Annotated in this window: 29 protein-coding genes and 1 pseudogene; 20 read left to right on the forward strand and 10 right to left on the reverse strand. The window is 40.5% G+C overall.

The window, feature by feature from the left end; genetic code table 11:
• The first annotated feature begins 24 nt into the window (after positions 1-24).
• Both M313_RS0108310 and M313_RS0108315 read left to right on the forward strand, forming a co-directional pair.
• Positions 25-1,143: a tripeptidase T gene (locus M313_RS0108310; protein WP_010194167.1), complete on the forward strand. Its 1,119-nt coding sequence runs from the start codon at positions 25-27 to the stop codon at positions 1,141-1,143.
• Between the two features lie 83 nt (positions 1,144-1,226).
• Complete coding sequence (locus tag M313_RS0108315; protein ID WP_010194168.1) at positions 1,227-1,694, forward strand: chemotaxis protein CheW; 468 nt, start codon at positions 1,227-1,229, stop codon at positions 1,692-1,694.
• Positions 1,695-1,767: 73 nt separating this feature from the next.
• Here M313_RS0108315 and M313_RS0108320 read toward each other — a convergent pair whose 3' ends face one another.
• On the reverse strand, positions 1,768-2,190 hold the full coding sequence (locus tag M313_RS0108320; protein WP_010194169.1) for an organic hydroperoxide resistance protein: 423 nt from the start codon (positions 2,188-2,190) through the stop codon (positions 1,768-1,770).
• 171 nt (positions 2,191-2,361) lie between these two features.
• Here M313_RS0108320 and M313_RS0108325 point away from each other — a divergent pair, with 171 nt between their 5' ends.
• The 3 genes from M313_RS0108325 (at position 2,362) to yunB (ending at position 4,975) form a co-directional block, all read left to right on the forward strand.
• Positions 2,362-2,781, forward strand: a complete 420-nt coding sequence (locus M313_RS0108325; RefSeq protein ID WP_010194170.1) for a MarR family winged helix-turn-helix transcriptional regulator — start codon at positions 2,362-2,364, stop codon at positions 2,779-2,781.
• Positions 2,782-2,810: 29 nt separating this feature from the next.
• The gene (locus M313_RS0108330; RefSeq protein WP_010194173.1) at positions 2,811-4,058 is read left to right on the forward strand and encodes a DNA polymerase IV; all 1,248 of its coding nucleotides are present in this window, start codon (positions 2,811-2,813) and stop codon (positions 4,056-4,058) included.
• Between the two features lie 119 nt (positions 4,059-4,177).
• Positions 4,178-4,975, forward strand: a complete 798-nt coding sequence (gene yunB, locus M313_RS0108335) for a sporulation protein YunB (protein ID WP_010194174.1) — start codon at positions 4,178-4,180, stop codon at positions 4,973-4,975.
• Here the strand turns inward: yunB and M313_RS0108340 are convergent, their stop codons facing one another.
• The 3 genes from M313_RS0108340 to M313_RS0108350 form a co-directional block, all read right to left on the reverse strand.
• Positions 4,976-5,173: a hypothetical protein gene (locus M313_RS0108340; RefSeq protein WP_010194175.1), complete on the reverse strand. Its 198-nt coding sequence runs from the start codon at positions 5,171-5,173 to the stop codon at positions 4,976-4,978.
• A complete protein-coding gene (locus M313_RS0108345; protein ID WP_010194176.1) occupies positions 5,163-5,369 on the reverse strand; it encodes a hypothetical protein in 207 nt (68 codons plus the stop codon). Before M313_RS0108345 ends, M313_RS0108340 begins: the two co-directional genes overlap by 11 nt.
• Positions 5,370-5,476: 107 nt before the next feature.
• Positions 5,477-6,313, reverse strand: coding sequence for an HAD family hydrolase (locus M313_RS0108350; protein ID WP_010194177.1), 837 nt, complete (start codon positions 6,311-6,313; stop codon positions 5,477-5,479).
• A 107-nt stretch (positions 6,314-6,420) separates the two neighbouring features.
• Between M313_RS0108350 and rnz the strand changes: the two genes are divergently transcribed.
• From rnz to M313_RS0108365, 3 genes are all read left to right on the forward strand, one after another.
• Positions 6,421-7,341, forward strand: a complete 921-nt coding sequence (gene rnz, locus M313_RS0108355) for a ribonuclease Z (RefSeq protein WP_010194178.1) — start codon at positions 6,421-6,423, stop codon at positions 7,339-7,341.
• Between the two features lie 340 nt (positions 7,342-7,681).
• Positions 7,682-8,383, forward strand: a complete 702-nt coding sequence (locus tag M313_RS0108360; protein ID WP_010194180.1) for a class I SAM-dependent methyltransferase — start codon at positions 7,682-7,684, stop codon at positions 8,381-8,383.
• Positions 8,384-8,456: 73 nt separating this feature from the next.
• Complete coding sequence (locus M313_RS0108365) at positions 8,457-9,398, forward strand: coiled-coil domain-containing protein (RefSeq protein WP_010194183.1); 942 nt, start codon at positions 8,457-8,459, stop codon at positions 9,396-9,398.
• Between the two features lie 35 nt (positions 9,399-9,433).
• On the opposite strand, the gene namA is transcribed toward M313_RS0108365, so the two are convergent.
• Complete coding sequence (gene namA / locus M313_RS0108370) at positions 9,434-10,450, reverse strand: NADPH dehydrogenase NamA (protein WP_010194188.1); 1,017 nt, start codon at positions 10,448-10,450, stop codon at positions 9,434-9,436.
• A 139-nt stretch (positions 10,451-10,589) separates the two neighbouring features.
• Between namA and M313_RS0108375 the strand changes: the two genes are divergently transcribed.
• The 3 genes from M313_RS0108375 (at position 10,590) to M313_RS0108385 (ending at position 13,818) form a co-directional block, all read left to right on the forward strand.
• Entirely contained in the window at positions 10,590-12,191 is a 1,602-nt protein-coding gene (locus tag M313_RS0108375; RefSeq protein ID WP_010194189.1) for a M20/M25/M40 family metallo-hydrolase, read from the forward strand.
• Positions 12,192-12,581: 390 nt separating this feature from the next.
• On the forward strand, positions 12,582-13,124 hold the full coding sequence (locus tag M313_RS0108380) for an NUDIX domain-containing protein (RefSeq protein ID WP_010194190.1): 543 nt from the start codon (positions 12,582-12,584) through the stop codon (positions 13,122-13,124).
• A 25-nt stretch (positions 13,125-13,149) separates the two neighbouring features.
• Positions 13,150-13,818, forward strand: a complete 669-nt coding sequence (locus tag M313_RS0108385) for a hypothetical protein (RefSeq protein WP_010194191.1) — start codon at positions 13,150-13,152, stop codon at positions 13,816-13,818.
• A gap of 59 nt (positions 13,819-13,877) precedes the next feature.
• Here the strand turns inward: M313_RS0108385 and proC are convergent, their stop codons facing one another.
• Positions 13,878-14,726, reverse strand: a complete 849-nt coding sequence (gene proC, locus M313_RS0108390) for a pyrroline-5-carboxylate reductase (RefSeq protein WP_029326399.1) — start codon at positions 14,724-14,726, stop codon at positions 13,878-13,880.
• Positions 14,727-15,269: 543 nt separating this feature from the next.
• Here proC and M313_RS0108395 point away from each other — a divergent pair.
• The 4 genes from M313_RS0108395 (at position 15,270) to M313_RS0108410 (ending at position 18,740) form a co-directional block, all read left to right on the forward strand.
• Positions 15,270-16,247, forward strand: a complete 978-nt coding sequence (locus tag M313_RS0108395; protein ID WP_157182438.1) for an MBL fold metallo-hydrolase — start codon at positions 15,270-15,272, stop codon at positions 16,245-16,247.
• 3 nt (positions 16,248-16,250) lie between these two features.
• Positions 16,251-17,042: an SDR family NAD(P)-dependent oxidoreductase gene (locus M313_RS0108400; RefSeq protein ID WP_010194194.1), complete on the forward strand. Its 792-nt coding sequence runs from the start codon at positions 16,251-16,253 to the stop codon at positions 17,040-17,042.
• Positions 17,043-17,093: 51 nt separating this feature from the next.
• Entirely contained in the window at positions 17,094-17,702 is a 609-nt protein-coding gene (locus tag M313_RS0108405; RefSeq protein ID WP_010194200.1) for a DUF3221 domain-containing protein, read from the forward strand.
• Positions 17,703-17,978: 276 nt separating this feature from the next.
• Positions 17,979-18,740 (forward strand): ankyrin repeat domain-containing protein, encoded by a 762-nt coding sequence (locus M313_RS0108410; RefSeq protein WP_010194202.1) that lies wholly within the window; start codon positions 17,979-17,981, stop codon positions 18,738-18,740.
• Here the strand turns inward: M313_RS0108410 and M313_RS23085 are convergent.
• Positions 18,716-19,231 (reverse strand): hypothetical protein, encoded by a 516-nt coding sequence (locus M313_RS23085; protein ID WP_010194203.1) that lies wholly within the window; start codon positions 19,229-19,231, stop codon positions 18,716-18,718. The genes M313_RS0108410 and M313_RS23085 overlap by 25 nt on opposite strands.
• Before the next feature lie 80 nt (positions 19,232-19,311).
• The gene (locus tag M313_RS0108420) at positions 19,312-19,509 is read right to left on the reverse strand and encodes a YqzH family protein (RefSeq protein WP_010194205.1); all 198 of its coding nucleotides are present in this window, start codon (positions 19,507-19,509) and stop codon (positions 19,312-19,314) included.
• Between the two features lie 183 nt (positions 19,510-19,692).
• Between M313_RS0108420 and M313_RS23090 the strand changes: the two are divergent.
• Together M313_RS23090 and M313_RS0108430 are read left to right on the forward strand one after the other, a co-directional pair.
• A pseudogene (locus M313_RS23090) lies at positions 19,693-20,951 on the forward strand (Y-family DNA polymerase).
• Between the two features lie 41 nt (positions 20,952-20,992).
• Positions 20,993-21,316 carry a YolD-like family protein gene (locus tag M313_RS0108430; RefSeq protein WP_010194209.1) on the forward strand — a complete coding sequence of 108 codons (324 nt, stop codon included), beginning with the start codon at positions 20,993-20,995 and terminating at the stop codon, positions 21,314-21,316.
• Positions 21,317-21,363: 47 nt separating this feature from the next.
• Here the strand turns inward: M313_RS0108430 and M313_RS0108435 are convergent, their stop codons facing one another.
• Complete coding sequence (locus tag M313_RS0108435) at positions 21,364-21,603, reverse strand: HPr family phosphocarrier protein (RefSeq protein ID WP_010194213.1); 240 nt, start codon at positions 21,601-21,603, stop codon at positions 21,364-21,366.
• Between the two features lie 104 nt (positions 21,604-21,707).
• Between M313_RS0108435 and M313_RS0108440 the strand changes: the two genes are divergently transcribed.
• Complete coding sequence (locus M313_RS0108440; RefSeq protein ID WP_010194214.1) at positions 21,708-22,553, forward strand: SPL family radical SAM protein; 846 nt, start codon at positions 21,708-21,710, stop codon at positions 22,551-22,553.
• A gap of 48 nt (positions 22,554-22,601) precedes the next feature.
• Here the strand turns inward: M313_RS0108440 and M313_RS0108445 are convergent, their stop codons facing one another.
• Complete coding sequence (locus tag M313_RS0108445) at positions 22,602-23,117, reverse strand: hypothetical protein (protein WP_010194215.1); 516 nt, start codon at positions 23,115-23,117, stop codon at positions 22,602-22,604.
• Positions 23,118-23,271: 154 nt separating this feature from the next.
• Here M313_RS0108445 and M313_RS0108450 point away from each other — a divergent pair, with 154 nt between their 5' ends.
• Entirely contained in the window at positions 23,272-23,889 is a 618-nt protein-coding gene (locus M313_RS0108450; protein WP_010194216.1) for an HAD family hydrolase, read from the forward strand.
• A 245-nt stretch (positions 23,890-24,134) separates the two neighbouring features.
• Entirely contained in the window at positions 24,135-25,010 is an 876-nt protein-coding gene (locus M313_RS23095) for a DMT family transporter (RefSeq protein ID WP_010194217.1), read from the forward strand.

Here is a 25,010-nt window from a genome sequence, read left to right on the forward strand (position 1 = left end):
ATAAGTAGTAGGAGGAACATACATATGATTAACAGAGACAGACTTGTCGAAGAATTTTTAGAGCTTGTCCAGGTGGACTCAGAAACAAAATTTGAAGCAGAGATTTGTAAAGTATTAAAAGAAAAATTCTCTGCGCTTGGTGTCCAAGTAGTAGAAGATGATACCATGAATGAAACCGGACATGGTGCAGGTAACCTGATCTGTACACTTGAAGGTACTAAAGATGGTGTGGATACCATTTATTTCACGTCCCATATGGACACAGTAGTTCCTGGTAAGGGAATCAAACCATCCATTAAAGACGGCTACATAGTGACAGACGGTACAACTATCCTTGGAGCTGATGATAAAGCAGGCCTTGCTGCAATGCTTGAAGCAGTAAAAGTATTAAAAGAAAATAATATTGAACACGGAAAAATCGAGTTCGTTATCACAGTTGGTGAAGAATCTGGTCTTGTAGGAGCAAAAGCTCTAGATCCAGCTTTAGTAACTGCAAAATTCGGTTTTGCTCTTGATAGCGACGGAACAGTTGGAAACATCATTGTCGCTGCACCAACACAAGCAAAAGTAAAAGCAACTATTTACGGGAAGACAGCTCATGCTGGAGTTGCACCGGAAAAAGGAATTTCTGCGATTACGATTGCAGCAAAATCCATTGCAAAAATGCCATTAGGCAGGATTGACGAAGAAACAACTGCAAACATTGGACGTTTTGAAGGCGGTGGTCCAACAAATATCGTCTGTGACCGTGTCGATATTTTAGCAGAAGCTCGTTCCTTGGTTCCAGAAAAAATGGAAGCACAAGTAGCGAAAATGAAGGATGCATTTGAAACTGTTGCAGCAGACATGGGTGGCCGTGCAGAAGTAACAGTAGACGTGATGTACCCAGGCTTCAAATTTGCTGATGGTGATCATGTAGTAGAAGTGGCTAAGCGTGCCGTTACTGAAATCGGAAGAACGCCTGAACTTCAACGTAGCGGCGGAGGCAGTGATGCCAATGTTATCGCAGGATTTGGCGTTCCAACGGTAAATCTAGCAGTTGGGTACGAAGAAATTCACACGACTAATGAAAGAATGCCCATTGAAGAATTGATTAAAACAACGGAATTGGTTGTAAGTATCATGAAGGAAGTAGCAAAATAAAATGGGAAAGCTTGGTGAATTTGCCAAGCTTTTTTTTATACCTTGTTTTATAATAGAGAAAAAGGGCGAATAGGAGAATAGTCATGGAATCCAAAAAACTAGTAATTTTTGAAACAAAGGAAGAAGAGTATGGCATAGCAGTTGAAAATGTGGTTTCTATTGAAAAGCTTGGGACTGTTACAGCACTACCTGAAATGGCAGCTTATTTAAAAGGCCTTATGAAAGTAAGGGGACAACTAATACCAGTTTTTGATGTCAAGCATATATTATTTTCTGACCCCATTGAAGTGAATGATAAAACACGATTAATTGTTGTGCAAACATCGGAACTTTCCATAGGGTTATTAGTGGAAGATGCAAAGGAAATATTGGATGTGAAAAAAGAGGCTATTAAGGATTTAAACGTGTTGGCATTTCAGTCTTCTCCGTATATAAGCGGGATGGTAAATCTTGATAGTCGATTGATTGCAATTATTGATCCGAATAACTTAGTGGGAAGCCTTGAAAAAATCCATCATATCAAGGATGCGGTGGAAGCTTCTACTTTATAGGGAAAATACATATTAAGTTTTTTATACAAAATAAGACCACCAGCCTTTTTCTAGCTGGTGGTCTTATTTTGAATTATTGTGCTCTTGTTACTAGTTCCACTTCAATATTTCCTCTGGTAGCTTTAGAATAAGGGCAAACTTCATGTGCTTGTTTAACTAACTTCTCTGCTTCCTCTTGAGTAACTCCATTAATACTAACGTTTAACACGACAGCCAGTTTAAAGCCACCATCCGTGTCTTTACCAATAGAAACCTCTGCAACAACTTCTGATTCAATTTTCTGACGCGCCTGACGTGCTACAAGGTTTAGTGCACTGTCAAAACAAGCGGAATACCCGGCAGCAAATAGTTGTTCTGGATTAGTTGCTCCTTCTTTTTCTGTTCCACCTAATGATTTTGGCATTGCAAGTGCAAGATCTAAAGTTCCATCTTCGCTTTGAATTTTTCCTGCTCTACCACCTGAGGCTGTAACTTTTGCTGTATATAATGCATCCATGTCTAATCCGCTCCTTTTAATTGTGTAAAATTATATTGCGCAAAACTTAATTCCCTTCTATCTTATCGCGTGTGAATTATTTAGTCAACTAATAAGTTGTGCAAAAGGTATTTGTGTAAAAGGTAAGTGAGTTGTACAATAGTATTATCGAGATTTAAAGGAGATATATGTATGGATAGCAACTTAAAATTAGATAATCAACTTTGTTTTAAAATTTACTCTGCAGAAAAGAAAATGATGAAATTATATAGATCATATTTAGATGAGCTGGGAATAACATATTCTCAATACCTGGTCCTATTGGTACTGTGGGAAAGGGATGCCATTTCAGTAAAAGAGTTGGGTGAGAAGCTGATTTTGGACTCTGGTACTTTAACTCCCATGCTAAAGCGTATGGAAACAAATCACTTAATTACAAGAAGTCGCTCCAAAAAAGATGAACGAAGTGTTGTGATAACTCTTACCCCGAAAGGAAAAGCCTTAAATAAAGAGGTAGAGTGTGTCCCAAACAAGTTCCTAGAGAAAATATCATTAAGTACGGATGAACTAAAAGCATTAAGCGAACTTCTGACAAAGCTGGTTGTTAAATAAAATAGGCAGAGAAGCTTAGGGTGGATTGTATGAGTGGAAAAAAAGTACATCAAGTAATCTTTCATGTAGATATGAATAGCTTCTACGCGTCTGTCGAGATGGCCTATGATCCCTTGCTTAAGGGAAAGCCTGTAGCAATTGCGGGTAATGTAGAAGAGCGAAAAGGGATTATCGTCACTTGTAGTTATGAGGCGAGAGCCTTTGGTGTGAAAACAACGATGCCTTTATGGGAAGCAAGGCAAAAATGCCCCCAGCTTATTGTGAGAAAGCCTAACTTTGACCGGTACAGGAAGAGTTCACAAGCCATGTTTGATTTGCTAAGGGAGTATACAGACCAAGTTGAACCGGTTTCCATCGATGAAGGTTATATGGATGTGACAGATTATGCCGGACCACTAACACCTTTACAAATTGCTGAGGAAATCCAATTGAGGTTACAAAAAGAACTTTTGTTGCCCTGTAGTATTGGAATTGCCCCGAATAAATTCTTGGCGAAGATGGCATCGGATATGAAAAAGCCCATGGGAATTACTATCCTACGAAAAAGAGAAATTGATAAAATCCTTTGGCCTATGAATGTGGGGGAAATGCATGGTGTAGGGGCCAAGACTGCTGAAAAATTAAAGACAATAAGTATTACAACAATTGGTGAATTGGCTAAAGGCAATGATTATCAACTAAAACACCTGCTTGGTATTAATGGAGAGCGGCTGAAAAAGCGAGCAAATGGAGTTGACACTCGTCCAGTTGATCCCGATAGTGTCTCTGAATTTAAAAGTATTGGAAACTCTACTACTTTACCAAAGGATTCAGAAGATGAACGTTTGTTAGAGAAGACCATCGAAAAACTGTCATCTTCTGTGAGTGCAAGAATGAAACGAAAGTCAGTGCTCAGCCATAACATTCAGCTAATGATCAGATATGGCATTCATCATACGGTGACAAGGAGCCGAAAACTACCTAATCCAATAGAAGGTGAAAGTGCTATTAAAGCAGCTGCTATGTTTTTGCTTAGAAAGCATTGGGACGGGGAACCTGTCCGCTTATTGGGTGTAACTGCTCAAGAACTTGTGGAAAAAGATGATTCTGTTAAACAGCTTGATCTGTTTACGTTTCAAGAAGATGCTAAGAAAGAGCCATTGCATAAAACCCTTCAAGATCTAGAAGATAAATTCGGGAAGGGGATTATTAAAAGGGGTATTAAGAATAAGAATACTGCTGATGCAGGCTCAAAGGCTAAAATAACGACTAGTTTTCAGAAGGATTTTTTAGAATAAGTAATTATTGGCCTGTAGACAACATTTGTTTACAGGTTTTTTTTGTCTTTTAATACTCAAAAAATGATTAATAATCTGTCCAACAATCTTATATATATAAGGGGAGGAGGATTGCAACTATGAGAAGAATGCGTCGTACTTCCCTATTGAAAAGTGGGCCACTGCCATTAAAGTACGTGTTTTTAATTACGTTTATACTATTTAATGTTTTAACGGTTTTTAGTTTGATCATCATCAATAAAAACCTGGAACCGAGTTTAAGGAGTATAGCAGAAACGAAAGCACGTCAGATTGCAACACAAGCTATTAATGATGCCGTCTCAAAGAAGATAGCAAACAGTCTAAATCCAGAGGAATTAATTATCGTATTAAATGAAGGTACAGATCATGTAGCTTTTAGTACCAATCATAAAGTAGTCAATACGGTGATATCTGAAACTACATTAAGAGTCCAAAGGTATTTGGATTTCCTTGAAGAAGGAAATCTGGAAGGAATGGAATCATATAAAAATGATTTGAACATAGATTACGAAGAATCAAAAAAGCAGAATGGGATTGTGTATAAGGTTCCGTTAGGGATGGCCACCAAAACGACTCTTTTTTCCAATCTTGGTCCTAAAATACCGGTGCGGTTCGAGATCCTCGGTGATGTCATCTCGAATGTGGAAACGAAAGTGATTGAAACAGGTATAAATAATACAGTTATAGAGGTCTATGTAAATGTTAGTGTGAAGATGAACATTATCATTCCGTTGGTCGAACAGCCAATGGAGATAAATAACTCTGTAAAAATAGGAGATTTAGTGATTCCAGGAAAAGTTCCGATGTATTATCATGAGAGTGGAAGCGGTGGTGGAGGGGTAGCACCAGTTATTATTCCTGAGATTCCAGTAGAAGAACAAAAGAATAATAACTGATTAATCCGGTCCTGTAATGTTCGAGTGCAGGGCTTTTTTAATTTTGGTTGGCTTATTTAGATAGGAAACGACATCTTCTTTGCAAACATCTACCACAGAACTAATAATATCCAAGTCATTAGTAACATTGTAATGTATCAATCTTTTTGCAATCTTGAGGGCGGTTTCCTTGGTTACGGAAGAAGAATCAGGATTCATGGTGAGTCTCTTCGTAGTTATTGATAACATTTTTCATACCAGGAATTGCAATTAAACTAAGGGAAGTCATCAAGCTAAGCATAAACATTGGGGCATTGCTTGTCTTATCTGTCATCATGACATAAAAAAGAATGGCAAAACCGGAAACAGCCAATAGCTTCAAAGTAACGTAGAAAGATTGTTGGATTAATTTCATTAGTATCACCTCATTAGTATTTAGAACGTTTGTTCTGTTTTTATTATAATAGAACAAGTGTTCTAAAAGCAAGCGTTTTATTCAAAAAAAAATAACACCGTGAAGTGTTATTTCAAAAAAGATTTATCTAATAGCTTAGAAAGCTCTGATAATCCAGAGACTGTATAGGTTGCTTCGCTTTCTTTAAATAGGTTAAAAGGATCGATACAAATTGTACTACAACCCAATAATGCAGCAGGAAGAATTTCGTTAATATAGTTATCACCAACGCTCAGCATTTGGCTGTAAGGAACATGGTGTTCCTTAGATATGTATGAAAGACGATCTGCTGTATGTACCGGTTTATTGGCTTCATAAATTTTATCATGAAAGTAAGAAGTGAATCCGAGTTTCTTCAATATGACATCGCTGTCTGTCTGCGGGCTATTAGTCATAAGAATTAATGTATATTTTTTATGGAGCTTTTCTAATACATTAGCAAACTCTGCTACTGGTTCTAATAGAAAGTCATCTGTCATCATATGTTCTCTTGTTTGCAGGAATGCCGCATATGCTTCCTCGCTGCTTAATCCGTAGTGTTTGGCAATGGAAACCGGTACCCACCATAGATCCCCGATACTGAGCATATCAAACAGGTCAAATTGAAGAGGTTCGGGATAATAGGAAGTAAGTTCTTCTTGTGATACTTCCACTCCCCCCCAAGTCCATCCTCTAGATACCTTCCCATCATTATGGGCCAGAATTAAATCTTTTTTAGCATCATACACCCTACCCATCTTAAGGGTATGTGTCCCTGCCTCAATAGCTTTATAGTCTTCTTCAAACGTAGTCTGTTTTTCCGCTGGTAACTTGTTTTTGAGAAGGTCGGCGTAATACTGAAAATGGTGTGTGTCCTCATAAAGCGTACCGTCTAGGTCAAATACGATTGTAGAAATGTTATCCATAGCGTCCATTCTCCTTTATCCGTGATATTATCATTGTACTATATTCATTGATTGTATTATGGAAAATTTCTTTTTTGAGTATAATGGAACAAGAGGAGCGGATGAATATGAAACTAACTTTTTTAGGTACAGGTTCTGGTGTTCCAGCAAAGCACCGAAATGTATCCTCGCTGGCATTACATATAGATGATAAAGAGGGTTCTGTGTGGCTCTTTGATTGTGGGGAAGCAACACAGCATCAAATTTTACATACATCATTAAAACCAAGAAAGATTTCCAAAATATTTATCACCCACCTACACGGAGATCATATCTTTGGCTTGCCAGGTCTTTTAAGCAGCCGTTCTTTTCAAGGTGGGGACACTCCTTTGACGGTTTACGGGCCGGTAGGGATAAAAGAATACATTGAAACCTCTTTGCGAGTGAGTATGACGCATGTGAAGTATCCATTAATTATTGAAGAGTTTGAAGAGGACGGATTATTTTTGGAAGAAGAGGATTTCACCATAAAGGGGAAAAAACTTGTCCATGGAATTCCTTCCTTTGGCTTTCGAATTATTCAGAAAGACTTGCCTGGAGCTTTATTGATGGATAAGGTTAAGCAAAGCAATATTCCATCAGGCCCTCACCTTCAAAAACTAAAAGAGGGGAAAAGCATTACCTTGTCTGACGGTAGAATAGTAGTAGGAAAAGATTTTATTGGTCCTCCAAAAAAGGGAAAGGTGATCACCATACTTGGAGATACAAGGTATACGCCTGTTTCTGTTGAGTTGGCAGAAGCTGCGGATGTTCTTATCCACGAGGCGACTTTTGCAGCAAAGGATGAAATGCTTGCAAGAGAGTATTTCCATTCCACTACTGTCCAGGCGGCGCAAGTTGCCAAGGAGGCAGCAGCGAACCAATTGCTCTTAACGCACATAAGTGCGAGGTACCAGCAAGAGGATGTTCTCTTATTAATGGAAGAGGCGAAAGAGATATTTTCTAACACGGTTGTGGTAAACGATTTTGATGTAATTTCGATAAAATAAAAATCATTAGGGAGAGGACGATTGCTTTCGAGGTAATCGTCCTCTTTTGGGTTTGTTACATTTTCATTACGAATGTGACAAAGATGGAGAGTGTGTGGATTATATATCATTAGCCTGAATGATTTTAGGTGGGGTGGAACATAATTTTGTGCGTCCATACCCTATACATCACTTAGAGTTATTAGAAGAAAAATAGGGGGATTAGAATTGTGGTAGATTGAGATTTAATAGGGAATAATGGTTTCCAGTTTTGGCTATTTCATCTAATCTTAAAAGGGTTGTAACAATGTACAGACAGGATATTGGTACAATATTACATATAAGGTAAGGGGGAGATAAGATGGCTAAAGAAATAATAAATAATGAAGATCTTTACGAAATGTTAGACGGACTTTTACGAGAACCGGGGGCTTTTTGGAATGACTTTTATAAGGATAGAAACAAAGAAATCCCATTCTTTAAAGTGAATGGTCCAGATGAAAATTTAGTTTCCTATTTGGGTAAGGGACTGTCACCTAAACGAGTACTAGAGATAGGGTGCGGCCCTGGGAGGAATGCAATTTATCTAGCAAAAATGGGTTGTACAGTAGATGCTATTGATATTTCGGAAAATGCATTGAATTGGGCCAGAGAAAGGGCTTTTTCTGAAAAAGTGGATATTAACTTTCACCATGCTTCCCTTTTTGATTACGAATTCGAACCCAACACTTATGATTTTGTCTATGACAGTGGCATGTTCCATCACCTTGCTCCACATCGCAGATTGAGCTATATAGAAACAATAAAAAAAGCTCTAAAAAAAGATGGTCACTTCGGTTTGGTCTGCTTTAATACTAAAGCGGCTGCAGCAACTGCTGACTGGGATGTTTATGAACAAGGAAGCATGAACGGTGGAATTGGTTATACCGAAGAAAGATTAAAGCGTCTTTTTTCAAAAGACTTTGAGATAAAGGAATTCAGGGAAATGGTAAAAATTCCGCAAGCAAATGACATATTTGGTGAGGACTTTCTGTGGACAAGTTTGATGCAGGTTAAACATTGAGTTAAGAATCTGAAACTAATGGAGCTTTCGTTCGTAAATAGATTATGAGAGTTTAATTAAAGGGGGATTTATTTTGTTCACAGATTTAAACCAAGAGTTACTTGAAGTAAAAGATAACCTGCGTAAGAAGGCAAAGTACGAAGAGCATATTGAAAGACTGAATACATATTTGGAAGAAGAAAAGCGTAAAAAAATACAGTTGGAGTCGCTACTGGAAAAAGAAGAAGACGATGTGGCACGTCTTGAAGGCTTTACACTGACGAGTGTTTTCTATTCGATGATCGGTAAAAAGCTAGAGAAACTTGACCAAGAACAGAAAGAAGCTCTAGCTGCAAAACTAAAATATACCGAAGCTGTTGAAACGATTCAAGATGTAGAACAGGAACTGGCTGAATTTCAAGCGTTACTTGCACCAGTGGCAAATGCTCCCGTTAGATATGAAAAGATTATTCGGGAGAAGGAAAAGCTTATTCACGACTCCAACTCGGTATGGAGTGTAAAATTATTTGATCTTGCGGATAAAGAAGCAGACCTGCAAACGAACCTGAATGAATACGATGAGGCAATAGATGCCGGTCAATTGGCATTGCATACTTTGGAGCGGGCGTTATCTTCTTTAGATTCTGCAAAAGGCTGGTCCACGTTTGATATGTTCGGCGGCGGAATGGTTTCCACTGCGATGAAGCACAGCCGCTTGGATGAAGCCAAAAAACATATTCATCAGGCGCAAAATAAGTTGAGAGTGTTCCAAGATGAGTTACTTGATATCAAGCATCACTTTGATTCCACGATTGAAGTTGGCGGGATGCTGACTTTTGCTGATTACTTTTTTGACGGACTGATTGTAGATTGGATGGTGCACGGGAAAATTACGGAAAGCTATGACCAGACGTCTCAGATTATCGGAAGAGTTTCCAGGTTGCTTGGAAGTTTAAAAGGCCAGCGTGATCAAATGGAAGAAGAGTTGCGTTCTGTTAAAGAAGAAAAGAAAAACCTGCTTGAGTCATCAAATTAAAAAAGCGGCCACTCTTCGATGAGTGGCCGTTTGTATTACCAAGAACGATCATATTGCTTTGGAGACTCAATCTCTACACCAAGATGCTTGGCAGCTGTTCTTGGCCAGTAAGGGTCACGCAATAGTTCCCTTGCAACAAAGATTAAATCTGCACGGTTATTTCTTAAAATTTCTTCCGCTTGCAACCCAGAAGTGATCAGCCCAACCGCACCTGTATCAATAGCAGCACCGGACTTGATAGTTTCTGCAAAACCAACCTGGTAGCCAGGGTACACATCAATCGCTGCCGGCACCACCGCACCTGAACTGACATCTACAAGGTCCACTCCTTGCTCTTTCATCCATTTTGCATATGTTACATAGTCTTCTGCTGTTAAGCCTTCAGGGTGATAGTCATTAGCTGATACACGGACAAATAATGGTCCGTCCCATACTTCATTTACACCATCAATGATGTCACGAAGGAAGCGGTAGCGATTTTCTGTACTTCCACCGTATTCGTCTTTACGTTTGTTCGTAAGTGGTGATAGGAATTCATTGATTAAATATCCATGAGCACCGTGAAGTTCAATAATATCAAATCCTGCTTCCTTGGAACGTTTGGCGCCTTCCACAAACGCAGCTATTGTTTCTTTTATATCCTCTGTAGACATTTCCACAGGAGTTTTCATTTTTTCATTAAATGCCAAGGCGGATGGTGCATAGATGTCGCCTTCTACCATTGCTTTTCTGCCGGCATGAGCAAGCTGGATGGCCGTTTTTGATCCATGGACCTTGATTTGTCTATTTAGTTCTTGAAATCCTTGAATATGTTCGTCGTTCCAGATTCCAAGGTCTTGTGGAGAAATTCTTCCTTGTGGCTGGACAGCTGTTGCTTCCACCATAATCAGTCCTACTTGGCCAACTGCGCGTGATACATAGTGAGTCATATGCCAATCTTGAACATGTCCGTCTTCATTATGACTGGAATACATGCACATTGGAGACATGACGATTCGATTCTTCAACGTGACACCTTTAACTGTATATGGGGAAAATAATGTTGATTTCATAAAATGATTCCTCCTATATATTTCGAGTTCCTAAAATATTATATCAAACGTTTTTGTTCCCACCAAAAGATAGGTGTTCAATTCTTGAAAATAGTAGTATGATAGGAGAAAAATACTACTATCTAGAGGAGGATGGGAGATGCACTGGCAAACTAAAGAGCAGTTGACAAATCTACTTGTATCCCTTGTCCAGCACGGAAGTGTGACATTATCCGGGGAAGAGAAGCGCTTAGCTTCCTTTATTTATTATCAACTGAATCATCTGGATTATTTCCAAGAGAACCCTGGTAATCTGGAGCTTCATCGTATGGAGGATGGGCGTTCTTTTGTAACCGCTTTAGTAAAGCAATCTGAAAAGAAAGAAACGATTGTGCTTGTCAGTCATTTTGATGTGGTAGGGGTAGAGGATTATGGTTTTCTAAAGGACCTGGCCTTCCAACCAGTTGAGCTGACGCGGGAACTTGAGAACAATGCCGATGCGCTACCTGCTGAAGCAAAGGAACACCTACTTTCAGGAGATTGGTTGTTTGGCAGAGGGGTTATGGACATGAAAGCCGGACTGGCTCTCCAAATGTCCCTTCTGGAAAAAGCTATTGGTGAGAAATGGGATGTAAACCTACTCCTATTGGCGGTTCCGGATGAAGAGGTAAACTCACAAGGGATGCTTCAGGCACTGCCGGCGTTGGGGGATCTAGCTTCGAAGCATGATTTGAATTTTAAGGCTTGCGTTAATTCAGAACCAATGTTTCAAAAATACCCTGGAGACAACAATCTCTATCTATATACCGGAGCTATTGGAAAGCTATTGCCTGGCTTTTTCTGCTACGGAAAAGAAACACATGTCGGGGAGCCGTTGGCTGGACTCAATGCTAATTTAATGGTGTCAGAGATACAAAAGCTGATGGAGTGGAATACGGATTTATGTGAACAGGTAGATGCAGAAGTGACTCCACCTCCAACGAGCTTAATTCAAAAGGATTTAAAAACGGAGTATTCCGTACAAATCCCTCACACCGCGGTGACGCTATATAATGTCTTGTTTATGGAAAAATCGCTGACCGATTGGGAGGCAGACTTTCTTCGTATCGCAAAGCAGGCGGCAAAGAACATCAATGAATTTTGCAAAGGAAAAGCAGAGCAGTTTAAACGGTTCACATCTTTCACAGAAATGCCTGTAGACGTAGCGGTCTATACCTATGAAGAGCTTTTGGAAAAAGCAAAAGCCATTCATGGGGATCAGGAAATGAACATAAGAATTTCTTCTATGATTGTTTCCAACTTACATTTAGACGAAAGGGAGCAGTCCATCAAAGTTGTAGAAGAAGTTGCCTCCTTATGCAAGGATTTAGGACCGATGATTATTCTGTTTTTTGCACCACCATACTATCCTGCTGTGGCGACGGACAATAAGGAGTTATTGGATTCTGCACGTCAGTTCATCCAGAAATGGAAAGTGGATGCGGATGTTGAATTTAATGAACAGCGCTATTTCTCAGGTTTATGTGATTTGAGTTTCATAGGTAAGGGGGACTTTTCTGCAAAAGATCGTCTTCCGTTTAATATCCCAGTTTACGGAGCCACATATTCCCTTCCTTTTGCGGAGATGGAAGCATTGCAGATGCCGGTGTTTAACTTGGGGCCAGTGGGGAAGGATCCTCATCAATGGACGGAAAGATTAAATGTGAAATTTTCTTTTGAGGAATTCCCGCCGATATTGGCTGATTTTGTGAAGAATTTATAGGTGTTGTAAGTCTGTTTGGAGAGTCTTGGCTTTCTGGACAGGCTTTATTGGTTTAGGAATTGGTGGGTAATTCTTGATTGTCGTGATGAAGACCTCGGTGACGAGGAAAAAGGAGGGGAGAGGTTCTCATAGTCGTGATGAAGACGTGAGTAACGAGAAAAAAGGAGAAGAGAGGTCCTCATGGACGTGATGAAGACGTGAGTGACGAGAAAAAAGGAGTAGAGAAGTCCTCATGAACGTGATGAAGACGTGAGTGACGAGAAAAAAGGAGAAGAGAAGTCCTCATCGCCGGTATGAAGATCTTGGTAACAGCTTTTTTGTGTAAAACCATTACTTATTGGTTAATTATGTTAAAATTAATGTAGTTTATTTGACAGGAGTAGGATGCGCATGACATCTACACAAGTAACTTGGGGGGATGCAATCGTCCAATTAACCTGGGAAAAGCAGTCTCAACTTCCGCCAAGAGATTTAATTACCAGCGCTCACGGTTATTGCTTTTATCAGGATAAGTTGATGCTGGTCAACCTCAGAGATAGAGGATGGGATTTTCCAGGTGGGCATATCGAATTCAATGAAACTCCAGAAATGTGTTTTCAAAGGGAAGCAATGGAGGAGGGGTATGTGGAAGGAGATTGCCGATTGCTCGGTTCCATCGTGGTCGATCATCATAATAATCCACACTGGAGCGAAGAGAGTCTTTATCCTAAAGTGGGATATCAGGTTTTTTATAGAATGGATATCACGAAGTTTCATAGTTTTAGGGCTGAGTATGAATCATTTGAAAGAATTTTTATTGAACCTAGCGATATACCAACCTACTATAGTAACTTCAATATCGTCTATCAAACCATTTTAGAGGATAGTTTAAATATAGGGCGTGTATCAATTGTAACTGGTATCAACAAATTAGGTAATCCTTATAGGGGATGAGTTTTGGTAATGGGGGGCTGGAAATTTGACTTTTATTTTGCCAGGGTGGGCGCAGGTGGTATTTAATCTTGCAACATTACTCATTGTTCTTTTTTTATTAAATTTACTTCACGGTCTCTTAACGAAAAAGATCGAGAAGAAGTGGTTGGAGCGATTGATTTCATTAGGACTTGGTGTAGTTGCAATTATGTCAATCTTTGCTCTTCATAAGTCTTATGATTCTTTTAGTGTGATGAGCAATGACCTCATTATTACAGGTGAGGGTGAGGTCAAGGATGTTGGTGAAAAGGATGCTTGGCTCTTGACAACGGATGATGACCTGGTCGTCTTCAGTAATGACCCTTTATTCATCATGGAGGAGTTTCGTTTTAAAGCAAAAGACCATGAATCGATAAAATTTAACTTGCAGCACACATCTAAAGAATATGAGGTTGAAGCGTTACAGAGCATGGCTGTGAAATTTGCTGATGCGATAAGTGAAGAGCGGCCCAATGGCCTTCCTTTATATCTCTCTTTCTACAGCTACTATGATGAAGTGATGAAAGAAGAGTGGCAGAAGAGATTAAGTGCCGAGGTGAGGAAGTATAAGAAAAGTGAATTATCAACTGAGAAGTTGCAATTGATTGTAGACGAAATTCTTGTAAGTATGGATGAATATGAAGATATGATGTTTGAAGTCGAAGTTTTAGATTAAGTTTAACAGCACTTGGAAGTAACCCCTCTTCCAAGTGCTGTTTTTTGTGGGGTTGAGGGTCAATTTGATGCCTTTTCCTTCAGTTTCTCCGCCATTTCCTCTCCCATTTCTCTGGAACGTTCTGTCGCTCCTTCGATACAGCTCTCAAATGCTTCGGAGACTTTTAGTTCATCTAGCAATGAAATCCCTCGCTGTGTCGTGCCGCCTGGACTTGTTACTTCTTTTCTTAAGACTTCTGCATCTTTGTCTGTTTCTTGCAGCATATGAGCGGCTCCAATCAAAGTCTGACTGACTAGCTTTTTGGCAACATCCACATCCAATCCTTGAGCCAATGCTGCTTTTTCCATCGCTTCTGCAATGTAATAGATATAAGCAGGACCGCTTCCGGAAACCCCTGTTACAGCATGAAGTTGGTCTTCCTCTACAATGGTGCATAGACCGATTGCGGAGAACAACGATTGTACTAGGGTCAAGTCGCTTTCAGTAGCTAAGGAGCCTTTTGCAATGGCAGTTGCAGATAAACCAATGGCCGCTGATGTATTTGGCATGGAGCGGATGACACGCAATTCTTGTTCAAAAAGGTCTTGAATGACGTCAGTCGAGATGCCTGCCAGTACGGAAACAATAAGCTGGTCTTTTGTTACATAGGATTTGATTGCTTGAATTCCGTCTTTAGCGTCCTTAGGCTTCATGGCCAAGAAAATCACATTTGCTCCTTTTACAGCGGCTTCTTTATTTTCCATAATGGTTACGCCATATTTATCTTTAAGGCTTTCGAGACGTTGTTGATCCTGTTTATTTGTCACTGTTATATCTTCTTTTGCACAGATTCCCTGTTTTAACAGTCCGGCGATAATCGCTTCAGCCATGGAACCGGCACCAATAAATGCTATCTTCATAATTAACACGCTCCTTTAAAATAGAAAAAAGACCTATCTGTCCTGTATAAAAGGACGGATAGGTCTTATCCGCGGTACCACCTTAATTGGTTAGTTGAACCCAGCTTTGATTCCCGTATCGTGGGAGGACGATCAGGTTTGCCTGATTGTTCCTGGGTAGGTTCAAAAGTGCAGGGGATGAGGAGGTCTTTCAGCCGGTGAACCTCCATCTCTTTTCATCTTGCAGCATTTTACTGGTCCCGTTCGTCACGTTATCATTTGTAATTTTATACATTATCCATCGGAAGGGATGGAAAGTCAAGGGGATATTTGTCACGATTGTTTAATTTATTTGGAGAAAGCTGCTTCAAAATTCCTACACAGGCGTGGACGTTATTTCAAAAAAATGAACTGGGAAATTTTAATAGTTATTCAGGAATACCCCTTTCTTTTTTCCCTTATTTAGTGCATTCTATAATTGAATGGTTATTCAATGGCTGTTTTGGTTCTATTATTTCGTTATAATTTTAATACATCACTTATATATATACTAAAACGAATTAAAAGGGGATTATGATGAACGACGTTTCTTGTAAGCAAGAGATTAAACAAATTACAATCCCGACTCCGTTTGCGGTTGGGGACGTACATACATACATTATCATTACCGATAAAGTGACACTGGTGGACGCTGGTGTGAAAACGATGGAAGCTTGGGAAGTTTTTCAGCGCGAGTTGAGCAGTCATGGACTGAAGGTATTAGACATTGATCAAGTGGTAGTGACACATCATCATCCAGATCATGTTGGTTTATTGGATTATTTTCCCGCCAATATACCAGTATATGGGCATAAACGGGCACACCCTTGGATGACGCAGGACCATCGTTACTTTTCCACTCATGAAGCGTACTATAAAGAGCTGTTTGAGCGGATGGGAGTGGAGGAACGCTTTTATCCTGTATTGGATGCCATTGATAAGCCTTTACGTTTTGCTTGCCAAAGGGGGCTCACTTCTTTTGTTGGAGAAGGGGACCGCCTAGACGGTTTGGCAAATTGGCGCATCATGGAAACGCCGGGGCATGCAAGCAGCCATCTTGTTCTCTTTGATGAAAAGAGCGGAACATTGATAGGTGGAGATTTAATTTTAGCGGATATTTCACCTAATCCATTGGTAGAGCCGCCTTATGTTGATGAAACGGAACGGAAGAAAGCGATGCTGGAATACATACACTCTATTGAAAAAATGAAACGTTTGCCGATTAAACGGGTGCTGCCAGGACATGGGGATATTGTTGGAAATGTCTCGGAATTATTAGAGATCCGATTGAAGCAGCAGGATAAACGGGCCAATAAGGTATTAAACTATCTCAAAGTTCAGCCTGCCACTGCTTATGAGATCTGTCAGTATCTTTTCAAATCTGTCTATGAAAAACAACTTTTACTAACACTTTCTGAAACAATAGGCCAGATTGATTATCTACTTGATAAGGGCTTGATTGTAGAAGATGCAACATCCAAGCCCTATACATATACAGCAGGAGGGAAGTAAGCGATGGCTAGTCTTCAAGGTAAATATATCGTAATTACTGGAGCTTCAGGTGGGATTGGGAAAGCACTTGCTCTTGAGGTTGCCAAGCGGGGAGCAACACCGGTACTCATGGCAAGATCCTTGGATAAGTTGGAACAGGTAGCTGCTCAGATAAACATGAATCATCAGATAGAAGCGCCTTTTTATCAATTGGATGTTCGTAAACAGGCAGATATCGAGCATACTTTCAAACGGCTAATGACCGAGATTCCTGCTGTTGATGTATTGGTGAACAATGCTGGCTACGGAAAATTTGATGATATTGCAGATCTTTCCCTTGATGATATGAGTGGAATGTTTGAAGTCAATGTGTATGGATTAATTGCTTGTACGAAGATGGTCTTGCCGTCCATGCTCGAGCAAAATCAAGGTCATATCATCAATATTGCTTCACAGGCGGGGAAGATTGCGACTCCGAAGTCGAGTGTGTACGCAGCAACGAAGCATGCAGTTCTCGGTTTCACCAATAGCATGAGAATGGAGCTTTATGATACCAATATTTTTGTAACATCTGTTAACCCTGGTCCAATCCGAACGGAGTTTTTTGATATCGCGGATTCATCTGGTAGCTATAAGCAGAAAGTGGATAAGTGGATGCTTGAGCCTGAATATGTTGCCAAACGGATAGCAGATGCAATGTTCACTCGCACCCGGGAAATTAATCTTCCTGGCTGGATGAACATGGCCAGCAAACTGTATCAGGTGTTTCCAGGAGTGGTGGAAAAATTCGGCGGCAAGGCTTTTCGACAAAAATAATGTAACCTTTCCATTCCTCTTCCGTCCAATAGAGCAAGAGGTGAGAATAGGATGAAAACAATAAAATTCATGTCATTGCTGGCTTGTTTCCTTCTTTTATTCGGTTGTGGAACAGCTGGTGGCAACGACAACAATAACAGTTCAGGTTCCAATTCAGGTTCTAATGAGGAAGCACCAAATGAAGAACCGGTGGATGTTGGTGATCAGGCAGTTGAAGATCTGACAGGTTATATCGTTTCGGTTTCTGATGAAGGACAAACACGTATTTTAGTGACGGGTCAACACCCAAGCAGTGGCGGCTCTGGTACTTCTGCAACTATGTATACCCTTGAAGAGGATACAAAAGTGGAAAGCTCTGCAGGGGAGCCGTTGGAAGCAGCTGATCTTATGGTCGGAATGAAAGTGACTGTTTGGAACTCCGGCATAGTGGCTGAATCCTTTCCGGCCCAGTCTGGCGCTATAAAAGTAGTGGTAGATGAAGGGCAGGATGAACTCGAACAAAAGGCTATTGCCAAGGCGTTAGAAGAAGTGGAAGACGGGTATCCGTGGCACGTCGAGGAAGTGACGGAGCAAGCGGAGGGATTATATAAGGTAACCTTGAAGAACCTGTTGGATGACAGCGAGCCGGTGGATATTGAGGTGGAAGTGAAAGAGGGATAATATCCTTTTGTGAGACGTCTTGTGTGATTGGTGCAAGGCGTTTTATTGTTCATTGAGAGTTTCCTTAGCGAGGGTGATTTGTCGGGGTTTGACGAAGGTTGTCGGTTGGCATGTATTGCCTTGAGTTTGGACAGTAAATAGGTGGGTTTGGCTTGTATTTTGAGATTTCCGACAGTATTTACTTCCAAACGGACAGTAAACACGTCTTTTCCGACAGTAAGTATTATCCGACGTGATTTTCTTGTAATCTTACACATGAAATGGGGGCATATACATATGAATTTTGTCTTAGAAGACGAAAATTTAGGCATCGAGGTCACTAAAGCAATACAAACAGGCGATGTATCAGCTCTTGAGTGTTTACTTGCTGCTCATCATAACCTTGCCACGGCAAGAATTATCTCAAAAGGCTATCATGATGAAAAATCTGACGCGTTTGGAGTGTCCCGCACATTGCTTCATGTGGCGACCGATTGGCCTGGTCACTTTCCGAACGGAGAAACCGTTGTACGCACACTAGTGGAGTCGGGAGCAGAAGTGAATGCCAGATTTACTGGTCATCACACGGAGACACCTCTTCACTGGGCTGCGAGCAGTAATGATGTGGAAGTGCTTCAGGCGCTTCTAGATGCTGGTGCGGACATAAATGCCACAGGAGCAGTAATCGCAGAAGGAACCCCATTAGACGATGCGGTAGCATTTGGACAGTGGGATACAGCCCGCCTGCTTGTGGAGAATGGAGCACAGACTAAGCTCTGGAATGCAGCTGCACTGGGGATGTTGGATGAAGTAAAAACATATTATGCAGATGCGCAGCTGCTTCCTTCCGCATTTGAAACCACACAAGCTTTTTGGTTGGCGTGCCATGGTGGTCAACTGTTGGTGGCAGATTACTTATTCAGCCAAGGAGCGGATCTTAATTGGGTTGGTTATGACGGGCTAACTCCACTTGATGCAGCAGTGCGCAATAACAAGGATGTTAAGCTAATCGAGTGGCTCCATGGGAAGGATGCTCACTCTGCAGGGGACATGGAGTAGGGTCTTTCTTGCTCAGGTTTTTTGGCTGAACTTTTACGGACGTACTTCTCCCACATCGCCTGAAAACCATACATCAATAAGGATTTTATTAAAAAAAGTCCAAAGAGTTGATGGCGGCTCATTTTTTTCATTTTGAATATTCCTATATGTTCAAATAGAGCACTAAAAGGATAAACGAAAACGGCATCCACAAACGCATTCAAAAGGAAATACAAATAGATTTTTCCATATGTAAGACGTAAGATCCAAAGGGAACCGGCAAAGAACGGTCCGACTATAAAGGCAAATTCATTTACAAAATAGGGCGGGATTTTTTTATAGATAGCCCACCATTTATACTTCTCCGCCACAATGCTCTCTAATGCAATTAATATAGACATAAATAATGTTCCCGGCAAAAAACGTTTAAAGTGCTTCCACCCAAGAAAAGGGAGTGTCAGAATGGAGATGAATACCATTATCCATAATACAAGCACAGGCTTTTTCTTCATGATGTCGCTCCTTTTCTAGATGAACTCTTCTTTTATCTTGTGTAATTACGTCGGATTTATGAATTATTTTGCTATGTCTCTTACCATTTACTCAAAAATTCATACACTACATCATTGACCGCATCAAACACTTCCAGATCGGGATCTTCGGCAACCGCTCTGCTCACTTCCTCTGCCATTTTTTCGTACTCTTCCTCATTAAGCGGAACAGATTCAACGTCATGCTGATATTGAATAAAACAATTTCGAATCATTTTTTTCACTAAATTTCTCTCCATTTCGTTCACCTCATTTCCTTTATTATAAGGGTTTTGCCCACTTAACAAGAGCTTGAAAAAGGTATTTGTCGAAATATGTAGTGGAATTTACCATTGAAACCGAACGTATATTCGCTTATTATTGGGTATATACTACTAATGCGAACATACTTTCTGTTTAGTGAGGTGTGAAGGTTCGTGGACATGGATTACAGCAAGATGCCAAAACAACAAGATTTTATGTGTAGATATGAAAAGCTTTTATGCAAGCTGCTCTGCAGTGATGATGGGACTCGATCCGCTCACTTGCTATTTGGCGGGTGGTTGGGGATACAGAGCGACAGGGGAGCGTGGTGTTTGCAGCCTCTCCCATGTTGAAAAAGGAATTTGGTATCAAGACAGGTTCCCGCCGGTTTGAGATTCCAAACGACAAACGCATCCATATTGTAAACCCCAAGATGGCAACATATCTGCGCATCTCCACAGAAATTACGAGACTCTTCAACCGATATGTCCCAAAGGACGCCATCCATACCTATAGTGTCGATGAAAGCTTCTTGCAAGTCGACGGGGTAGAAGCGCTTTGGGGAGATGCCACTACGATTGCTGAAAAAATCAAAGAGGACATGGAGCGGGAATTTCAGCTTCCATGCGCCATCGGAATTGGCCCGAATATGCTCATGTCAAAACTATGCCTAGATCTTGAAGCAAAAAAGAAGGGCATAGCCGAGTGGACTTATGACGATGTGAAAACAAAGCTTTGGCCGCTTTCCCCTCTCAGTGAAATGTGGGGAATTGGATCCAGAGTACAAAAAACCTTAAATCGAATGGGGATTTTCAATGTTGGACAGCTCGCAAATTACCCCCTCGAGCTGCTGGAGAAAAAGTTTGGTGTGATGGGAAATCAGTTGTACTATCATGCCTGGGGGATTGATCTATCAGAGCTTGGCGCTCCCATTATTCAGGGGCAGATCAGCTTTGGCAAAAGTCAGATTTTAATGCGCGACTATACAGACCCGAAAGAAGTGAAACAAGTCATCTTAGAAATCTGTGAGGAAGTCGCCAGGAGAACGCGGCATCATCGAAAAGCCGGCCGTACCATCAGTCTTGGAATTGGCTACAGCCGCGATGAACTTGGCGGAGGATTCTATCGCTCTCGAACAATGGAACGAGCAAGCAACGTCACCATGGACTTATACCGTACTTGCCTTGAGCTGTTTGAGGAAAATTATGAACCCAAAACCGTCCGAAAGATTGCTATCTCGCTCTCTAACATGGTGGATGACAGTGAAATGCAACTAAACTTGTTTGAACTCGAACAGCCAAAAAAACGCGACCTAGGCTATGTAATGGACACCATCCGCGGAAAATACGGAACCAATGCGCTGTTAAGGGCTGTATCCTATACCAATGCCGGAACTGCCGTCCATAGAAGCAGGTTGGTTGGCGGACATAAGGCGTAGAGAATTTGCTATAGCTAGAAATGTAAGAAAGGATGTTAAGGATGATACGAGATCGCGGAACCATTAAATGGACGTCCATGATGCTGCCGGAGCATGTCAAGATGCTGCGCGATTGGACCAAAGAGGATTTATACCAAACCAAGCCGGAAATTGACGAACAACGGCTAGAAGAAATGAATGAGCTGTTTTGCGAAGCGATGGAAACGGGTAAGGAAGTAACCATTACCTATTATGAAAAAAGAAGATACCATTTGTTTGTAGGAGCGGTGCATCATCTCGATGCCTATCAGAGGCGCTTGCATGTGGTGGATAAATTCGGCGAAGCAGGCTGTTTATGTGTAGATGATATTTTGGATATTTCCTGATAAAACAAAAACATCCTTCCCAATGAATGAGGAAGGATGCTCCATTATTATTTCTTTTCAAAGTACCCAAGAGCCAAAATCGCCTCAAATACTTCTTCGCCTTCATCAGAAGTAACTTCTACTTCCTGGCCTGGCTGAAGAGCAAGCGCCAAAACACCAAGCAAGCTTTTGGCATCAACTACCCAATGCTCCTTTTTAAATAAAACCGTTCCAGAATAAGAACTGATTGTATTCACTAGATTGCTTGCAGACTCGGCAAAAATAGGTTTTAAAACTGTAAGTACCATATGTATCTACCCCTTTTGTATTGTAATACTTTAAGTATAAAGAAAATGATGGAAACAACAAGAGAAAAATATTGATATTTATTATGGAAGAAGGGAGAAAAAGGATGAGAGTGGAAGTAACAGAGAAGACACCACAAAAACTATTGACCAAAGCAAGTGGGTTTCTAAAAGGCTATACCCACACCCTCAACCCCTATATCGGCTGTGCCTTTGGGTGTTCCTATTGTTATGTGAGACAAAGCCCGGTTGGCTTGTTTCGCAAACAGGAATGGGGCACATGGGTGGATGTGAAAAAGGATGTAAAAGAAAAGCTCGCTAAAGAAATGCGACTTTTAAGGAAAAAAGAGCAGGCCATTAGCATTTTCATGTCATCCAGTACCGATCCTTATCAACCGGTGGAACACAAGGAAGAGGTTACCCGAACCCTATTAGAAGTAATGGCAGAAGAGCCACCTGACTTTCTTTTTGTTCAAACAAGAAGCCCACTTGTGACAAGGGACATCGACCTTCTAAAGAAATTGGGAGACCGCGTGATGGTAAGCATCACAATAGAAACAGATCTAGAAGAGGTACGCAAAAGGTTTTCACCCTCAGCTCCACCAATACCTGCAAGACTTAAAGCATTAAGAATATTGCATAAAGAGGGAATTCCAACCCAAGTGGCTATTGCACCAGCCTTGCCGTTTTCCGAAGGATTTGCGTTAAAACTAAAAGGGATAGTGGACAGGGTGTGTGTGGATGATTTTACAGGGGACGGAAGCGGAGGCAAGCGAACAGCCCGTTTAGGTGTATATGAGAAATATGAAATGGGAGAAAAAACGAAGTGGGTGGAAGGAAATGTGCAACAGGAGGTTTTTGAGGTAATGCGAACGGTATTTCCGGAAGAACAAGTTATCCGGAGTCCAGAGGGGTTCTTTCCGCCTAAAGTACAGTGGAACACAAAAGCTTAGAATGATAAGAATCCTAAGCTTTTGCTGGTGTAGAAGTGAAGTTTCATTTTATTCATACCAGCCATTTGAATCAGGTAACTCCTGATACTCCTCCTTGGCTGCAACTAATTTATGTATATAGTTCTCCAAGCTCATCAGATTTTTAGCATCTCCATTATACTCGCAAAAACTAGTATATGAAAACTCCTTTGTCTGCCCGTTCATTTGAATGTGCCAAGAGGTGAATGTAGGAGGTTCTATTGCACACTGAAGCTCTCTATCGATCTCCAAATCTCCCATGATATTTATTTTTAACATTTCATTATAGATGAGATCTTTTTCTTCGACTGTTAAAGGTATCTCAGCTTCTATGGTACCGTCTATCACAAGATCTTTAATTATCATGTCATTAGAAGTATCCACTTTTTGTTTGCCATAGGTACCATATGTAAGGCTAAATTCAAAATCAGCAGGCATGACTGGAGTACTAACATCAGACAGGACTGGTGCACTACCATCTTCAACAGAACTGCAAGCGGAAAATAAGAATAAAATCGGTAACAAAATAAAATAAATCCGTTTCATATATTTACCACCTCTTTTCTACAGACGATAGAATTAGAATAAAGTTACTGCTATTCGCAGAAAAATGCAAAAATACGTTACAATAGGAAAAATAGTAATTTGGTAAATGGGATAAGCAAGACTGGCAGTAGGATAAAATAAAGGAGGACAACTCATGGACAGCATTATTTTCGATTTAGACGGCACATTGTGGGATTCACGGGAAACAGTACTGGTAGCTTGGAATAAAATTTTGAAAGAAGATAATCAGATTGAAAAAGAATTAACAAGTGAGGATTTCAAAGCAACAATGGGGCTTCAAATGCATGACATAGGGAAACACTTTTTCCCAAATATAGAGGAAGATAGCCGCACCCGGTTGTTGAACAAATGCGGAGAAGCGGAGAGAGTACTTCTAGAGCAAAAAGGAGGTCAGCTCTACGAACAGTTAGAAGAAGTATTAGAGAGTTTATCTCAAAAATACAAGCTTTTTATAGTAAGTAATTGCCAAGATGGATACATAGAAGCTTTTTATAAATACCATCAATTGGAGACATATTTCATTGACTATGAGAATCCGGGAAGAACAGGACTCTCAAAAGGTGAAAATATAAAATTAATCATGGAACGCAATCAACTTAAAAACCCCGTTTATGTAGGAGATACGATAGGAGACCAACAAGCAGCGAAGGCAGCTGGGATTCCTTTTGTCTACGCTAACTATGGGTTTGGAGAAGTGGAAGAATATGATTATATCATTCATTCACTACGCGATCTTCAAACAATATTTTAGACATAGATTATATAAAACCCTTGAAGGGATGTTCATTCTTTCAAGGGTTTTTTATTATGCAACAATACGTGTAGATTAAAATTGTTGTTGACGGTTTAAAAAGTGAGGTGTATAGTGAAGTTCTTAAATAGTAATCGTTACGTTTTGTTAGGTGGATTTCTGAATAGATTAAATAGGTGTGGTGTTTAAATCGTAATCATTCTATTCTATGGGGTTTTGTAAGGCCCTATCTAGGAGGGGGAGTATTGAATAAAGGAATCCTACTTGCTATTGCATCATCATTAACATTTAGCATCATGAATGTTTTTGTAAAAGCTGCAAGTGAAACCATTCCAGTGTCTGAAATAGTATTTTTTCGCAGCTTTATTGGAGCTTTTCTAATTTTCCTCCTTACGCGAAAAACAAAAGTGGCGTTTTCTAAAAAAGGTGTTCCGATGCTAGTGTTACGTGGAGCCCTTGGAGCACTTTATCTGTTGGCTTATTTTTTTACCATTGCTCACATACCTCTTGGGGATGCAAGCATTCTCGCGCATTTATCGCCCTTCTTTGCCATCATGCTTTCCGGCTATTTTCTGAAAGAGAAAATGAACAGGAATATGGTTATGTTGTTTCCTCTATTCATTGTGGGTGCAATTTTATTGATAAACCCGTTTAGTTATGATTCGTACACTGTTTATGCACTGGTCGGTGTTTTCAGCGCCTTTTTAGCAGCATGTGCAGCCACCTCGATTAGGTATTTAAGCACAAGACATCATAAGTATGAAATTGTTTTTTATTTTCTGGCATCAGGTGCACTGGTTTCTCTCCCACTAATGTGGAATGAGTTTGTGTGGCCGACGCCTCTTGGATGGTTCTACCTACTCTGTATCGGAGTGGTGTCACTGATAGGCCAGTTAGTGTTAACGAGTGCATTTACACATGAAAATATCATGGTAGTGGAGGTCGTTCGATACATAGGAATTTTCTTTAATGTAATGTGGGGATTTGTTTTTTGGGGAGAGACTTTAGGAGTCTTCTCATTTGTTGGCGGTGCACTAATCATTGGAGCATCCATTGCGCTTTCCAAACAGAAAATGCCTGAAGCTAAAATTAAACCAAGTCTTCAAAGGCTTAATAGGTAA

The sequence above is a fragment of the Bacillus sp. m3-13 genome (assembly GCF_000175075.1).
Taxonomy (GTDB): domain Bacteria; phylum Bacillota; class Bacilli; order Bacillales; family Bacillaceae_I; genus Sutcliffiella_A; species Sutcliffiella_A horikoshii_C.